Below are 15,109 nucleotides of genomic sequence, written 5' to 3' on the forward strand. Positions count from 1 at the left end.
CGTCCCCGGGGGTGACGGCTCAGGTCACATACCGGTCGAACGCGGCGACGGTCTCGGCGAGCACCTCCGCGCCCGGCCGGGCCCACAGGTCGGCGTTGAACACCTCGACCTCGATCGGGCCGGTGTATCCCGCTGCTTCGACGCAGCCGCGCAGGTGGCGGTGGTCGATCGGGCCGTCGCCGGGCAGTGTGCGGCCCAGCAGCGGGTCCGGCAGCGGCACGAGGACGTCGCACACGTGGAAGCCGGCGATCCGGCCGGCGGCCGCGGCGATCGACTCCTCGATCCGCGGGTCCCACCACACGTGGAACTCGTCGACGATCACCCCGACCTGCTCGGCCGGGTGCCCGGCGGCGATCGCCAGCGCCTGCTCCACAGTGGACAGCACCGACCGGTCCGCGCACTGCATCGGGTGCAGCGGCTCCAGGCCGAGCCGCACCCCGCGCTCCCCGGCGTACGGCGCGAGCTCACCGACGGCGTCCGCGACCCGTTGCCGGGACGCGGCGAGGTTGTTGCCCGCGATCCCGCCGACGACCAGCACGAGGACGCCGGCGCCGAGCGCGGCGGCTTCGTCGATCGCCTCCCGGGTCTGTGCCACACCGTCCACCGGGGACCCCTCGGGGGTCACGCCGGTGAAGAACCCACCGCGGCACAACGAGGAAACCCGGACACCGTGCTCCTCGAGCAGCCGGGCGGCTTCGTCGACGCCGGTCTCGGCCACCTTGTCGCGCCAGAGCCCGATCCAGCCGACACCCGCCGCCGCGCACCCGGCCACCGCTTCGGGCAGCGACCAGGCCTTGGTGGTGATCTGGTTGAGGCTGAGCCGGTCGTCCATCACCCCACCCCCGCGGCCTGCAGCAGCGGCCGCATCCGCGCCACGGCCAGGTCGGGGTCGGCGAGCACACCGGCCTCGTCGGCGAGCCGCAGGAGCGTGGCCAGGTGCGTGATCGTCCGCGCGGACTCGCTCCCGGCGAGCATCCGGAAGTGGCGCTGGTGGCCGTTGAGGTGGGCGAGGAACACCACACCGGTCTTGTAGTGGCGGGTCGGCGCGCGGAAGATCTCGCGGGCCAGCGGCACGGTGGGGTCGAGCAGCGCGCGGAACCCGGCCGCGTCGCCGTCGTCCAGACGACGCAGCCCCGCCGCGGCGACCGGGGCGATCGGGTCGAAGATGCCGAGCAGGGCTTCGCTGTGGCCTTCGCCGTCCCCGGCGATGAGCTCCGGGTAGTGGAAGTCGTCGCCGGTGTAACACGCGACCCCGGCGGGCAGCGCCCGCCGGAATTCGGTCTCGACCTCGGCGTTCAGCACCGAAACCTTCACCCCGGCGACGGTGCCGGCGTGCTCGGCGCAGAGCGCGGCCAGCTCACGCGCGGCGGCGCGGACGTCGTCGTGTCCCCAGTAGCCGGCCAGCGCCGGGTCGAACTGCTCACCCAGCCAGTGCAGCAGGACCGGGCCGCCCGCCTCGGACAGCAGCTTCCCGTACGCCGCGTGGTAGTCGGCCGGACCGGACGCCGCCGCGGCCAGCGCCCGGCTGGCCATCACGACCGGGACCGCGCCCGCGCCGCCGACCAGGTCGAGCTGCTCGCGCCAGGCGTCCACAATGGAGGCGACGGTGGCCGGCCCCGGCGGCAGCTGGTCGGTGCCGACCCCGGCGCACCATCGCCGCCCGGCAGCGACGGCGGCGGTGCGGGTCACGAGCTCCTGGGTCGTGGTCCAGTCGAGGCCCATGCCGCGCTGCGCGGTGTCCATCGCCTCCGCGACGCCGAGCCCGCACGACCAGAGGTGCTCGCGGAAGGCCAGGGTGGTGTCCCAGTCCACGGTGCCGGGCTCGTCGGCCAGCGCGTCGGCGACGACGTGCGCGGCGGCGTAGACGATCCGCGACGCCGGCGGTGTCTTGGGCGGCTCGGGCAGCGGCGGCCCGGACGGCGACCAGTCCAGGAACCCGCCGCCGGGGACCGGGAGCACGAGCATCAAGACCTCCGGAGGTGGTCAGAAAGCGCTTTCTCGAATCCACGGTAGGGGGTGTACCAGGGCTCGACAAGGCCCGTTCGGTCAGCGCTTGGGGCGCGCGGTGCTTTCCCTCAGGACAACTTCGCCGGAGAGCCGGACCGTGCGCGGCCGGGTGCCCGAGGCGCCCTTGATGGCCAGGTCCATCGCCCGTTCGCCCAGCTCTTCCAGCGGCAGCCGCACCGTGGTCAGCGCCGGGGCCAGGTCGCGGACCACCGGGATGTCGTCGAAGCCGGCCACCGAGATGTCGCCGGGCACCGACAGGCCTTCCTCCCGCAACGCCGTGAGCGCGCCGATCGCCATCACGTCGGTGACGGCGAAGACACAGGTCGGCAGCTTGCGCTTGCGGCCCGCGAGCAGCCGCTTCGTCGCGTCGTAACCGCCGTCGCGGGTGAAGGCCGCCTCGACGACGTCCTCCTCGCGCAGCGTGATGCCGTGCTCGGCGAGCCCTTCGCTGAAGCCGGCCAGCCGGTCGATGACGGTGCTCAGCTGCCGCGGCCCGGCGAGCACGGCGAACCGCTTGTGGCCGAGCCCGGCCAGCGCCTTCGCCAGCGCCGCGGCGCCGCCCTTGTTGTCCGGCTGCACGGTGTCGATCTTGAGCCCGCGGTGCCGGCTGACCGCCGCGACCTGCCCGCCACCACGCCGGTAGGGCTCAAGTTCGGCGGCCATCGCGCGTTCCCACGCCCGGTCCTCGAACGCAGAGCCGATCAGCAGGATGGCGGCGGCCCGCTGCGCGCGCAGCGTCGAGACGTAGGCGACCTCGCGGTCCGGGTCGCGGAACGTCCCGGCCAGCATCACCAGCAGCCCGTTGTCGGTGGCCACCCGCATCACGCCGCCGGCGATCGCGGCGAAGTAGGGGTCGCTCACGTCGTGGCAGATCACGCCGACCGTGCGGTGCGTGCCGCCCGCGAGGGCCTGCGCGTGCGCGTTCGGGGCGTAGGCCAGCTCGGCCGCGGCGGCGGAAACCCGCTCCCGCAGGTCGGCGCGGACGGACGCGGTGCCGTTGAGCACCCGCGACGCCGTCGCGAGCGAGACGTTCGCGCTGCGTGCCACGTCTTCCAGTGTCACGTGCGGCCGGGCCTTCATGGCTGGCTCCTCCAAGATCGGGTTCGGGGTCTCCGCGTGCTCGGTCGGTGCAATCTACTGGGCGGGGGGTGGGCGAGGAGAAGCCGCTGGCCGGGGGACTTGACCCGAACGAGTGAAATACGCCGGAAGATCGGCGGGGGTCCGTGTGTTGGAAACAAGGAGAACCTTCAAGTGGTGAGCACGCCACTGCATTTTCGATTCTGAAAGGACCCAGCATGCTGTTCGGTGACGAGCACGTCCGCCGCTACGAGGAGACCGACGGCGAGGTCGGCCACGAGTGGAAGGAAGGCGTCCCGACGCTGGTGCTGACCACCACGGGCCGCAAGACCGGCCAGGAGCGCAAGTTCGCCCTCATCTACCAGGAGATCGAGGGTGACGCGGTGGTCGTCGCCTCCAAGGGCGGCGCGCCCAACCACCCCGGCTGGTACTTCAACCTCGTCGAGCACCCCGAGGTCGGCGTCCAGGTGGGGGCCGACCGGTACCGGGCCCGCGCCCGCACGGCCGCCGGCGAGGAGCGCTCGAAGCTGTGGGACGCGCTCGCCGCCGTCTGGCCGGACTACAACGAGTACGCGAAGAAGACCGACCGCGAGATCCCCGTGGTCGTGCTCGAGCGGCTCTGACCCGGTTGCTGTGATCTGCGCCGCGTTCGGCGCGCGCGGGGGCCGATCCACCCGGTCGTGGGCTACGAATGACAGTCATGGACCGCTGGACCGCCCTGGACACCGAAGGTGAGCTGCTCACCCGACGCCGGATGATCGCCTACGGCCGGCGCTTCGCCCGCGCCGGCCGGGGCGCCTGGTACAGCTTCGCGATCGAGGTGGTCTGGCAGTTCCTCGTCCAGACGACCCGGTTCCGGGTGCGCGGCTCGCACCACATCCCGAAGTCCGGCGGTGTGCTGGTGGCGTCGAACCACCTGTCGTTCGCCGACCCGACGACGCTCACGGCGTTCTGCCTCGCCGCCGGCCGCGTGCCGCGGTACCTGGCGAAGGCCTCGCTGTGGAAGCTGCCGGTGGTGGGCCGCGTGATGCGCTCGGGGCGGCACATCCCGGTCTACCGCGGCGCGGCGACGGCGGCGGAGGCCTACCGCGACCTGGTCGCCTCGGTGCGGGCCGGCGAGTGCGTCGCGGTCTTCCCCGAAGGCACGTTCTCCAAGGACCCGGCCGGCTGGCCGATGCGCGGCAAGACCGGCATCGTGCGCGCCGCCCTGGAGACCGGCGCGCCGGTGATCCCGGTGGCCAACTGGGGCACCCACCACCTGCTGCCGTCGACGGCGTGGTTCCCCCGCGGGGTGCCGCGCAAGACGGTCGAGCTGGTGGCCGGGCCGCCGGTCGATCTCTCCGACCTGCGTGACTGCCCGCTCACGCGCGAGGTTTTGGAGGAGGCGACGGCCCGGATCATGGCGGCGATCACCGAGTTGCTGGCCGGGATCCGGGGCGAAGTCCCGCCCGCGGAGGGTAGGTTCGCGTCATGAGTGCACAACACTTTGACGTCGTAGTGCTGGGGGCCGGAGTAGGCGGTTACGTCGCGGCGATCCGCGCGTCCCAGCTGGGGCTGAGCACCGCGGTGATCGAGGAGAAGTACTGGGGCGGTGTGTGCCTGAACGTCGGGTGCATCCCGTCGAAGGCGCTGCTGCGCAACGCCGAACTCGCGCACATCGTGACGCAGGAGGCGAAGGCGTTCGGCATCTCGTCGGACAGCCCGATCCGCGTCGACTACACGGCCGCCTACGAGCGGAGCCGCAAGGTCGCCGACGGGCGCGTCAAGGGTGTGCACTTCCTGATGAAGAAGAACAAGATCACCGAGATCGACGGCCACGGCACGTTCGTCGACGACCACACCCTCGAGGTGAACGGGTCGCAGGTGACGTTCGGCCACTGCATCATCGCGACGGGCGCGACGACCCGGCTGCTGCCGGGGACCTCGCGCAGCTCGCGTGTGGTGACGTACGAAGAGCAGATCCTGTCGGACGAGCTGCCGTCGAGCATCATCATCGCCGGCGCGGGCGCGATCGGCGTCGAATTCGCCTACGTGCTGCACAACTACGGTGTCGACGTCACGATCGTCGAGTTCCTCGACCGGATGGTGCCGCTGGAAGACGCCGAGGTCTCGGCGGAGCTTTCGCGGCGTTACCGCAAGCTCGGCATCAAGGTGCTGACGTCGACCCGCGTCGAGTCGATCGACGAGTCGGGTTCGTCGGTGCGCGTGACGGTGTCTTCGGAGAAGAACGGCGAGCAGGTCCTCGAAGCGGACAAGGTCCTGCAGGCGATCGGCTTCCAGCCGCGCGTCGAGGGTTACGGCCTGGAGAAGACGGGCGTCGCGTTGACGGACCGGGGCGCGATCGCCATCGACGGCCGCGGCCGCACGAACGTCTCGCACATCTTCGCGATCGGCGACGTGACGGCGAAGCTGATGCTGGCGCACGCGTCCGAGTCGATGGGCGTGGTGGCGGCGGAGACGATCGCCGGCGCGGAGACGATGGAACTCGACTTCCCGATGATCCCGCGCGCGACGTACTGCCAGCCCCAGATCGCGAGCTTCGGCTGGACCGAGGAACAGGCCCGCGAGAAGGGTTTCGACGTCCAGGTGGCGAAGTTCCCGTTCACCGCCAACGGGAAGGCGCAGGGACTCGGTGACGCCGGCGGGTTCGTGAAGCTGATCAGCGACCGCACGCACGGCGAACTCATCGGCGGCCACCTGATCGGGCCGGACGTCACGGAACTGCTGCCGGAGCTGACTTTGGCGCAGCAGTGGGACTTGACGGTGCACGAGGTGGCGCGGAACGTCCACGCGCACCCGACGCTCGGGGAAGCGGTGAAGGAAGCTCTCCACGGCCTCGCGGGGCACATGATCAACATGTAGTGCGGACGCCTGTCCTGACGCCGTCTTGCCGGTCAGGACAGGCGTCAGGCTGTAGTCACGCCGTTGAGCGAAGGGTTGCATTCCGGGATGACCGACGAACAGAGCGGTGCAGGCGACTACAGGAGCTATGCCGACCGTGTAGTCATCTCTGTTCGCATCGCTGACGCACCTCTCGATGAGCGTGTCGACGAAGTGATCGAGATCGAGACGGCAGGCGCAGCCTGGCACCGAGACTGGCTCGTAGCCGAGGTCGAAGCCATACCGAATGTGAAGAACAGGGAAGGATTTCCGGCCCCGTACGCCATCGACGTTCAAGAGAAGCGTCATGAATGGGGGGCTTCTGCGGCGGCTATCGCGATAACTGTATTTATCGCTTCGGCGGTGGGTAGTGGCGTTGTTGGTAACGGGGCATATGACGCCCTGAAGGTCGCGGCGAGAAATATGGCAGTTAAGCTTCGGGAAGCTGGCAACGGTGGAGCGGATCCGCTAGGGGAGGCTGAAGCTCTGGGGCGATCGCAAGCCTTGATTCTGGCCAGATATGGTGAGCCGGCAGAGGACCTCAAGTTGGTCTCCGTTGAGGTTGTCCCGCCATTTTCCGCTTCGGTTGTCTATTGTGGCTCTCGTGGTTGGATTTACGATTGCGACCTGAGTGTGGTGGATGGGCTTGTCACTTTTACGAGAGTTAAGCGACGCCGCGATTGACTTGCGCTGCCTCCCGGTTCGCGCGCTGAGGTGTTCGGACGGCGGCCTGAACTTGGGGCGCGTGGCGAAGGCTGTGGGCATCGATCAGAAGGCGGGCGCTGATGATCAGGCGTATGGACAAGGCCTTGCGGTCGCTTCCGGGTGATCAACTTGAGTTCGAGGAAGCTCTGCCCAAAGATCAACATGTAGGCACGTCGAAGCGGAGCTCCGGCCGTTCCCAGCGGACCTTCGGCGGTTTCGCCGGGATCGTGCCGGTGCGCCGCGCGCCCATCCGGACGTAGAACGGCAACGCCGGTGGGTGCGAAACGACGCGAATGCTGCGGATCCCGCGTGCGCGGGCTTCGTCGAGCATGTGCCCGACCAGGCTCCTGCCGATGCCGAGACCTTGCGCGCTGTCCGCCACGAAGAGGATGTCGAGTTCGTCGTTGACGAGTGCGTAGAAGCCTCGGATTTCGCCGTCGGTCATTGCGACGAAGGTGGGGTTGGCTTCGATGTATCCGGGTGTGACTTCGTAGCCCTCCAGGATCGACGCGTAGTCGCCTTGGTATGCCGATGATGCGTGCATCAGCGCGGTCAAGGCGCCGGCGTGGGTGGTGGTGGCGCGGTGGATTTTGATCTGCCCCATGTGGTGAGCCTAGCGACTTGACTTCAAGGTAACTCGAGGTATCAGGCTGAACTCCGACAACCTGGAGGAAAGCCATGAAAGCCGCAGCGTTCACCGAGTTCGGTGGGCCCGAAGTACTGAAAGCCCTCGACCTGCCCGAGCCACACGCCGGGCCCGGGCAGGTGAGAGTGCGGGTCAAGGCCGCCGGGGTGCAGCCGTATGACGCAGCCGTTCGGGGTGGTTGGGAACCGCCCGGGCTCGCGTTGTCGTGGCCTCGGGTGCCCGGCAACGAGTTCGCCGGTGTGATCGATGAGGGGGACGGGGCCGGCACCGAAGTGCTGGGCTTCACCGCCGTCCAGGCCGCCGCCGAATACATCGTCGTGCCCGCCACCGACGTCACGCCGAAGCCGCCCGAGATGCCGTGGGAGGTGGCCGGCGGGTTCTCCGCGGGCACGCAGACCGCCTCCATCGCGCTCGAAGTGCTGCAGCTGGCGGAAGGCGAGACGCTGCTCGTGCACGCCGCCGCCGGGTCGGTCGGCACCGCCGCCGTTCAGCTCGCGCAGCTCAAGGGCGCCAGGGTGATCGGCACCGCGAGTGAGGCGAACCAGGATTACCTGCGCGAGCTGGGCGTCACGCCCGTCGTCTACGGCGAAGGGCTCAAACAGCGGGTCGAGGCCGCCGCGCCGCAGGGGATCGACGTGGTGCTCGACGGGGCCGGCGGTGACGCTCTCAACGTCTCACTCGAACTGGTGAAGCAGCGCAACCGGATCCTCACCCTGGTCGACCACGGACGGGCCGCGGAGCTCGGGGTGCTCGTCTCGAAGTCCGGACGTTCCGCCGCGCGGCTCGCCGAATTGGCCGCGCTCTACGCCAAGGGCGACTTGCGCTTCCACGTACGCCGCGTTTACCCGTACGCCGAGGCAGCGGCGGCGCACCGGGAAATCGAGACCGGGCACGGGCGGGGAAAAATCGTTCTCACGTTTCCCTGAGTGTTCCACCATGTGGGCGGCCGGACGTTCCCGACTTTGGTGGGTGGACCACCGCACGGTCACTACTTAGATTCTCCCCATTACACCCGGTCGGGTGTCATTCGGTCGAGCGACCGAGTACCACAGGGAGACATCGATGGTGAGATTCAGCCGGGTCGCCGCGCACGCGGTTCCGCTGACGGTCGGCGCGTTGCTGCTGGCGACGGGGGTCTCGGCGGCGCAGCCGTCCACGGTGGACGCGGCGGCCGCGCGCACTGAGGCGGGCATCAACGCGCTGCAGGGCATCAAGAAGAGCCTCACCCCCGCCGAGCGCAAGCAATCGAGTCAACTGGTCGTCGAGAAGCGGTTGCGGGCCGACCGTTCGCTCGCCGCGAAGCTGCCTGACTACCGCTCGGGTGTCGGTGTGAGCAACGCCGGCACCGTCTCGGTCGACATCGCCGCCCACGGCAACGCCGCCGCGAACGCCGTCAAGGCCGCGGGTGGCACCGTCCGCTTCGCCTCACCGGACGGCGCCATCCGCGCCGACCTGCCGCTGTCCGCCGTGGACACGATCGCCGGGCGCGCCGACGTCGCCGAGGTCAAGCCCGCGTCTCAGGCCACGACGTGGCACGAACCGGGCAACCGGGACGCCGGCGTGACCGCGGCCGTGCAAGCCGCCGGAGCGCAGGCTGCCGCCGCGACCCAGGTGTCCGAAGGGGACAAGGCGCACGGCGCCGACACCGCGCGCACGACTTACGGCGTCAGCGGCTCCGGCATCAAGGTCTGCGTGCTCTCCGACGGCGTCGACTCGCTGGCGAAGTCCCAGAGCGCCGGCGAGCTGCCCGCGGTGGACGTCCTGTCCGGCCAGAAGGGCAGCGGCGACGAGGGCACCGCGATGCTCGAGATCATCCACGACCTCGCGCCGAACGCGACCCTCGGCTTCGCCACCGCCTTCACCAGTGAAGCCAGCTTCGCCGCGAACATCCGCGCGCTGCGCACCACCGGCAAGTGCCAGATCATCGTCGACGACGTCGCCTACTTCGACGAGTCGCCGTTCCAGGACACCCAGGTCGCGCAGGCGGTCAACGACGTCACCGCGGCCGGCGTCCTGTATTTCTCCTCGGCCGGCAACTCGGGCAACGCGACCGACAGCACCAGCGGTTACTACGAGGGCGACTTCCGTGCGTCTTCGACGAAGATCAGCGGCGTCACCGGCACCCCGCACGACTTCGACCCCAGCAGCACCACGCAGAACTTCGACGCGCTTTCGGCCGGCTCGCTCGGCAAGCCGGTGACGCTGTTCTGGTCCGACCCGTGGGGCAAGTCCGCCAACGACTACGACCTGTTCATCCTGAACTCGTCGGGCAGCGTCGTGGCCTCCAGCGAGAACGGCCAGTCCGGCTCGCAGAACCCGTACGAAATCGCGAGCGTGCCGACGACGGGCTCCGGCTACAAGGTCGCCGTGGTCAAGTACAGCGGCGCCGACCGGTTCATCGCCCTGAACGTCATCCGCGGCCGGTTCGTCGCTTCGGGCTCGCTCAAGGCGTTCAGCACCAACGGCGTCACGAACGGCCACTCGGCCGCGGCGAACGCGTTCAGCGTGGCGGCGGCCCCGGCCGGCCCGGCGTTCGGCCGGCCGCTGGAGACCGGTGACCCGGCCAACCCGGCGGGCCCGTACCCCGGCCTGTACACCGCGTCGAGCAAGTGGGAGCGGTTCTCCTCCGACGGCAAGCGGCACCTGTTCTACAACGCCGACGGCACCGCGCTCACCCCGGGCAACGTCTCCTCGACCGGCGGCGCGACCCGCAACAAGCCCGACATCACCGCGGCGGACGGCGTGGCCACTTCGGTGACCGGCTTCCAGCCGTTCTTCGGGACGTCGGCGGCGGCCCCGCACGCGGCGGCCATCGCGGCCCTGCTGCTCTCGGGCAAGCCGACCGCGACCCCGGCCCAGGTCCGCAGCGCGCTGGTGTCGTCCGCGATCGACCTGGGCGCACCCGGGTTCGACACGGTGACCGGCAGCGGCGTGATCATGGCGGGCCCGGCGCTGGCCGCGCTGGGTGTGGCGGCGAAGTAGGTTCCGCTCGCTCAAAGAGGGCCCGGCGTTCGCCGGGCCCTCTTTCGTTAGGGTCGGGGCATGGTGAAGACGGCGGTGGTGACCGGGGCCGGATCGGGCATCGGGCGGGCGGTGGCGCGGGCGCTGCTCGACGACGGCTGGTCCGTCGCCCTCGCGGGACGACGCTCCGACGTACTGGAAGAAACCGCCGCGGGTGCGGAGAACGCGCTCGTCGTGCCCACCGACGTCTCCGACGAGGACTCCGTCGAAGCCCTCTTCGACGGCGTCCGGGCGCGCTGGGGACGGCTCGACCTGCTGGTCAACAACGCCGGTGTCGGCGCGGCCGGGACCATCGCCGACCTGTCCGTCGAGGACTGGAAGCGGACCGTCGACGTCAACCTCACCGGGATGTTCCTCTGCGCGCGGCAGGCCGTCCGCATGATGAAGGACCAGGACCCGCGCGGCGGCCGGATCGTCAACAACGGCTCGATCTCCGCGCACGTGCCGCGGCCCGCGAGCGTCGCCTACACCGCGACGAAGCACGCCGTCACCGGGCTGACCCGGTCGATCTCGCTGGACGGCCGGGCCTGGAACGTCGCCTGCGGGCAGATCGACATCGGCAACGCGGCCACCGAGATGACCGAGCGGATGGCCGCCGGCATCCCGCAGGCCGACGGCCGCGTCATCGCCGAGCCGACGTTCGACGTCAAGCACGTCGCCGACGCCGTGCGGTACATGGCCGGGCTGCCGCTCGACGCCAACGTCCAGTTCCTCACCGTCACCGCGACGACCATGCCGTTCATCGGCCGAGGCTAGGTCAGGGGATCACCCGCGCCTTCCGGAACTCGTCGAAGAGCCGGTAGAACATCTGCTCCGTCTCCACATACGTGTGGAAGCCCGCGCGCCGCGACTTCGAGGTGTCGGCGAACATGTCGTAGTCCCAGCCGAACACGAAGTCACCGAAGCCCCACGAGGCGGAAACGTCCGAATAGGACGCGGTGAGGCCGTGTTTCGCTGCCATCGAGGTCCACAGTGGACCCTTGTCGGCCATGACGTCGGCCAGGGACATCTGCAGCGGCGGCGCGACGTCCAGCTCGAAGTACGCCGCCAGTTTCGGCCACAGCTCGCTCCACCGGAACAAATCGCCGTTCGCGATGTTGAACGCGCCCCGCTGACCCGTTGCCCAGACCGTTGCCGACGCCAGCAGGCCCGCGTCGGTCATCTCCAACAGGCTGTTGTACGCGCCGGGCTTGCCCGGGAACCGCAGTGGCAGCCCGAGCTCCTTCGAGATCGACGCGTACACCGCGATCACCAGCGCCAGGTTCATCGGGTTGCCCAGCGCGGTGCCGCCGACCACCGACGGCCGGATCGCCGACCACGTCCACGCGCCCGACCGCTGCTCCAGGAACTGCTGCTGGTCGACGTTGAACTCCGGGGGCATGTGCCCGGCGTCGGTCTCGCGCGCTGGGGTTTTGAACGGGCCCAGGTGCGCGCCGTAGACCTTGTAACCCTGCATCAGGCTGACGTGCTCGAGGGGAGCGGACGCCAGCGCGTCGACCAGGTTGGTCAGCATCGCGACGTTCGGCGCCACCAGTTCGGCCCACGTCGGCCGGTCCTGGTAGGCCGCGTAGAAGAGGTGGGTGACGTCGGGCAGCGAGCTGAGCTTCGCGCGGGTGTCGGCGGGGTCGAGCAGGTCGACGGCGACGGTGCCCGGCCCGCCCCGGCGGGAGAGGCCGACGACGTCCCAGCCGCCGTCCGCCCGCAGGTGCTCGACGAGGTTCTTGCCGATGATGCCGTTGGCCCCGGCGACCAGGGCGGTCTTGCGTTCCATGACACCCAGGCTGCTCGCGGACGCGCGATAAGTCCAAGGCTTAGTTATCACCAAAGCGATAAGCTGGAGTCATGGCAAGCCTGCGTCAGCTCGAGTACCTGGTCACGGTGGTCGACACCGGCTCGTTCACGCGCGCGGCGGAGCAGCTGCACGTGACGCAGCCCGCGTTGTCCCACCAGATGCGGGCGCTCGAACAGGGCCTCGGCGGGCCGCTGCTCGAACGGCTGCCCCGCGCCGTCCGGCTCACGCCGATGGGCCGGGCGATGCTCCCGCACGCGCGGGCGGCGCTGGCCGACGCCGAACGCGCCCGCTGCGCCGCGCGGCTCGCGTCCGGCACCACGGCGGGTGAGCTGCAGGTCGCGACGGTGTACTCGGTGAGCCTCGGCGTGCTGCCACCGGCGTTGCGGGTGTGGCGGCGCGACCGGCCCGACGTCGACGTCCGGCTCATCGAGTTCCGGCACGCCGACGAACTGCGTGACGCGATGGCCGCGGGTGAGGCCGACGTTGCGCTCGGCCCCGTTCCCGCGGACTGGCCGGGCCCGGTGCGGCAGCTGGGGGTCGAGGAGTTCGTTGTTGTGCTGCCGGCGGACGGCGCTTCCGAGGACGACACGACCGGCGTGGTCGACCTGGCCACGCTCGCGGACTGTGCGTGGGTGCACTACGCCCCGGGCAACGGGCTCGCGGAGCTGGTCGACACGACGTGTGCGGCGGCGGGATTCCGCCCGCGCGCGGCGGTCCGCACCGAGCAGACGGCGGCCGCGCCGATCCTCGCGGCGGCGGGCCTCGGTCCGGCGCTGGTCCCGGCGAACGTCCTCCCGCCGCGGTTCGAGGGCCGGGTGCTGCGCCCGTCGGTGCCGGTCCGCCGGACGCTCGCCGCCTACACCCGGGCGGCGCCGGACCCGCTGACGGCGGCGTTCATCGAGACCCTGGTCGAACACACCACGGTCTGATCGTGTGCAAGGCGTGCTACGTCAGCGGTTCGGTCGAGCCCTCGGTCAGCGCGCGGCTCACCTTGTCCAGGATGCCGCTGACCAGGCCGCCGTAAGCGTCGTCGCCCAGCGCGTCCGCCGTGGCCCGCGCCTTCTCGAGGAATTCGCGTGCGCGGGTCGCGTCACCGAGCCGCCGGTGGTCGTCGGCGAGACTGAGGTACAGCGACGGCATGAACCCCCGGACCCGCAACGACCCGTCGAACTCCTGCGCACGCTCGTCGCTCACGCCGTCGACCGCGGCCAGGGCGCGCTCATCCCACCGCAGCTCCTCACGAAGGTCGTCCTGCAGGTCGGCCAGGAAGTGCGCGATCACGCAGCGGTGGAAGTCGTCACCCCCGCCCTGCTCGACCTCGGCCCACATCGACTCCAGCTCCCGGCGGGCCGTCGCTCGCTCCCCGGCCTGTCCACGCTGCACGGCCGCGGTCACCCGGGCCATCACGTCGTCTTCCATCCACTCTTCCCTCGTGCTGCCTACGTCGTGATCCCGGCCAGCACCGGGCCGGTGAACGGAGTCGTCTTGACGTCGTGGGTGCGTGACGACCAGACCGCGTGGCCGTGGCCGGACCACAGCGGGGCCACCGGGAGGTCGCGCAGGAGCTGGTTCTCCGCCAGGCGGTACAGCTCGCCCGCTTCGTCCGGGGTCGCCGCGGCGTCGGCCAGGGCGAGGTTCTGGCGGAAGATCTCGTCGGTGTAGCCCGACCGTACGGCGAGCTGGGAAAGCAGCTCGTACGGGCTCGCCGTGGCCAGTTCGACGTCCAGTGTGGACGGACCGTCGAGTGGCCCTGAGCCCGAGGTTGCCTGCGCCGTCACCGAAACGTCCAGTGCTTTGTGGAGTCCGACGACCAAAGTCCGGGTCCATTCCTCGGTGCCGGGTCCGTAGTAGACGGTCGCGCCGCCGGGGAAGGCCGCCTGCTGCAGCAGAGCCTTGCCGGCCGCCGCGTCGAAGCTGCACGGGCGGCAGGTGCCGGACCGTTCGCCGGGTGCGTCCGCCGGGGGCAGCAGCGCCTTGGCCGGGTCGACCTGGTGGGCCAGCGGACCGGCCTCCAGCGCCGCGCGGTCGACGCCGAGGGCGAAACCGTGGCGGACCGTCGCGTCGGCGAACCGGGGGTTCGCCACCGGGAAGGCGAGGTAACCGGCCCGCGGCAACGCCCAGGTCGCGTGGTGGTCGTCGCCGAAGTCGCCGTGCATGGCCTCGTGCTTCTCGCCGGGGACCTCGGTCGCGACGTCGAGCGTGCCCGCCTTCACCTCGTTGTACTGGGCGGCCGGTTCGCCGACCCGCAGGGTGATCTCCGCGGACTTGCCGTCGCCGACCCGCTTCAGCGTCCCGCCCGAACCGCGCTTCCACGGGCCGTCGAGGCGGTACGGGCCGTTGCCCACGGGCGCCGCGGCGAAGCCGGCCCAGTCACGGGACGTGAGCACCGACGCGGGCAGCGGCACCAGGCCCGGCGCCGAGAGCAGCGCGGGCACCTGGCCGGACGGCCGGTCGAGCGTCAGCACGATGGTGTCCGGCGCCGAAGCCTTGATCTCGCGAGCGCGCAACAGCTGCGTGAGAACCGGTGAAGAAACCCATTTCTCGGCGGCGACGGCCTGCCATGTGTCCACATAGGACTGCGCGGTGACCGGGGTGCCGTCGTGGAACGTCGCCGGCCGCAGCTTGACCGTCCAGTGCACCCGGTCGGCGCTCTCGATCGACGCCGCCGCCCGCGGCGTGACCTTCCCGGACGCCGCGTCGTAGTCGGCGAGCGGCGTCCACAGCGCGCCGGTCACCAGCCGGCCGGCCTGGTCGCCGACGTCGGCGGGCAGCAGCGTCGCGGGCTCCCGGATGCCGACGGACAGGACGCCGGGGGCCGGGCCGGAGCCGGAACAGCCCGTGACGGCGAGGGCCAGGACGGCGAGCAGGGCGAGCAGGCGCATGCGCCAGTCCTACCAGTCGGATGCAAACCAAAGACGGTTGTGTCCGGTTGATCTCCGTCGTACCGTTCGGTTGGTCACGCTTCTAGCGTTCTGGGAGGT

The 15,109-nt window shown here is 70.6% G+C and carries 15 protein-coding genes; 8 read left to right on the plus strand and 7 right to left on the minus strand.

The features are described 5' to 3' along the window. Nucleotides 1–19: 19 nt before the first annotated feature. The 3 genes from ACIA5G_RS46935 to ACIA5G_RS46945 all read right to left on the minus strand — a co-directional run bounded on the left by ACIA5G_RS46935 (nt 20) and on the right by ACIA5G_RS46945 (nt 3,087). Nucleotides 20–832, minus strand: coding sequence for a sugar phosphate isomerase/epimerase family protein (locus ACIA5G_RS46935; protein WP_395935777.1), 813 nt, complete (start codon nt 830–832; stop codon nt 20–22). After that, nucleotides 832–1,965, minus strand: coding sequence for a DUF993 family protein (locus tag ACIA5G_RS46940; protein ID WP_395935779.1), 1,134 nt, complete (start codon nt 1,963–1,965; stop codon nt 832–834). The genes ACIA5G_RS46935 and ACIA5G_RS46940 overlap by 1 nt, the downstream gene beginning before the upstream one ends. An 81-nt stretch (nt 1,966–2,046) precedes the next feature. Continuing rightward, nucleotides 2,047–3,087, minus strand: a complete 1,041-nt coding sequence (locus tag ACIA5G_RS46945; RefSeq protein WP_395935781.1) for a LacI family DNA-binding transcriptional regulator — start codon at nt 3,085–3,087, stop codon at nt 2,047–2,049. Nucleotides 3,088–3,302: 215 nt separating this feature from the next. On the opposite strand from ACIA5G_RS46945, the gene ACIA5G_RS46950 reads away from it, so the two are divergent. From ACIA5G_RS46950 to ACIA5G_RS46965, 4 genes are all read left to right on the plus strand, one after another. Continuing rightward, entirely contained in the window at nt 3,303–3,707 is a 405-nt protein-coding gene (locus ACIA5G_RS46950; RefSeq protein ID WP_395935783.1) for a nitroreductase family deazaflavin-dependent oxidoreductase, read from the plus strand. Nucleotides 3,708–3,784: 77 nt separating this feature from the next. Beyond that, on the plus strand, nt 3,785–4,558 hold the full coding sequence (locus ACIA5G_RS46955) for a lysophospholipid acyltransferase family protein (RefSeq protein WP_395935785.1): 774 nt from the start codon (nt 3,785–3,787) through the stop codon (nt 4,556–4,558). After that, nucleotides 4,555–5,946 carry a dihydrolipoyl dehydrogenase gene (lpdA, locus tag ACIA5G_RS46960; RefSeq protein ID WP_395935787.1) on the plus strand — a complete coding sequence of 464 codons (1,392 nt, stop codon included), beginning with the start codon at nt 4,555–4,557 and terminating at the stop codon, nt 5,944–5,946. The genes ACIA5G_RS46955 and lpdA overlap by 4 nt, the downstream gene beginning before the upstream one ends. A gap of 87 nt (nt 5,947–6,033) precedes the next feature. Continuing rightward, nucleotides 6,034–6,648, plus strand: a complete 615-nt coding sequence (locus ACIA5G_RS46965; protein ID WP_395935789.1) for a hypothetical protein — start codon at nt 6,034–6,036, stop codon at nt 6,646–6,648. Nucleotides 6,649–6,826: 178 nt separating this feature from the next. Here ACIA5G_RS46965 and ACIA5G_RS46970 read toward each other — a convergent pair whose 3' ends face one another. Further along, nucleotides 6,827–7,273, minus strand: a complete 447-nt coding sequence (locus ACIA5G_RS46970) for a GNAT family N-acetyltransferase (protein WP_395935791.1) — start codon at nt 7,271–7,273, stop codon at nt 6,827–6,829. 74 nt (nt 7,274–7,347) lie between these two features. Between ACIA5G_RS46970 and ACIA5G_RS46975 the strand changes: the two genes are divergently transcribed. The 3 genes from ACIA5G_RS46975 (at nt 7,348) to ACIA5G_RS46985 (ending at nt 11,092) form a co-directional block, all read left to right on the plus strand. Then, nucleotides 7,348–8,241: an NADP-dependent oxidoreductase gene (locus ACIA5G_RS46975; RefSeq protein ID WP_395935793.1), complete on the plus strand. Its 894-nt coding sequence runs from the start codon at nt 7,348–7,350 to the stop codon at nt 8,239–8,241. Nucleotides 8,242–8,377: 136 nt separating this feature from the next. Further along, complete coding sequence (locus ACIA5G_RS46980) at nt 8,378–10,297, plus strand: S8 family peptidase (protein ID WP_395935795.1); 1,920 nt, start codon at nt 8,378–8,380, stop codon at nt 10,295–10,297. A 60-nt stretch (nt 10,298–10,357) separates the two neighbouring features. Further along, complete coding sequence (locus tag ACIA5G_RS46985) at nt 10,358–11,092, plus strand: SDR family oxidoreductase (RefSeq protein ID WP_395935797.1); 735 nt, start codon at nt 10,358–10,360, stop codon at nt 11,090–11,092. 1 nt (nt 11,093) lies between these two features. On the opposite strand, the gene ACIA5G_RS46990 is transcribed toward ACIA5G_RS46985, so the two are convergent. After that, nucleotides 11,094–12,107 (minus strand): SDR family oxidoreductase, encoded by a 1,014-nt coding sequence (locus tag ACIA5G_RS46990; protein WP_395935799.1) that lies wholly within the window; start codon nt 12,105–12,107, stop codon nt 11,094–11,096. Between the two features lie 71 nt (nt 12,108–12,178). On the opposite strand from ACIA5G_RS46990, the gene ACIA5G_RS46995 reads away from it, so the two are divergent. After that, complete coding sequence (locus tag ACIA5G_RS46995) at nt 12,179–13,057, plus strand: LysR family transcriptional regulator (RefSeq protein WP_395935801.1); 879 nt, start codon at nt 12,179–12,181, stop codon at nt 13,055–13,057. A gap of 16 nt (nt 13,058–13,073) precedes the next feature. Here ACIA5G_RS46995 and ACIA5G_RS47000 read toward each other — a convergent pair whose 3' ends face one another. Together ACIA5G_RS47000 and ACIA5G_RS47005 are read right to left on the minus strand one after the other, a co-directional pair. Next, entirely contained in the window at nt 13,074–13,547 is a 474-nt protein-coding gene (locus ACIA5G_RS47000) for a hypothetical protein (RefSeq protein ID WP_395935803.1), read from the minus strand. 20 nt (nt 13,548–13,567) lie between these two features. Further along, on the minus strand, nt 13,568–15,010 hold the full coding sequence (locus ACIA5G_RS47005) for an ABC transporter substrate-binding protein (RefSeq protein WP_395935805.1): 1,443 nt from the start codon (nt 15,008–15,010) through the stop codon (nt 13,568–13,570). Between the last annotated feature and the right edge of the window lie 99 nt (nt 15,011–15,109).

The sequence above is a fragment of the Amycolatopsis sp. NPDC051758 genome (genome assembly GCF_044453095.1).
Taxonomy (GTDB): Bacteria; Actinomycetota; Actinomycetes; order Mycobacteriales; family Pseudonocardiaceae; genus Amycolatopsis.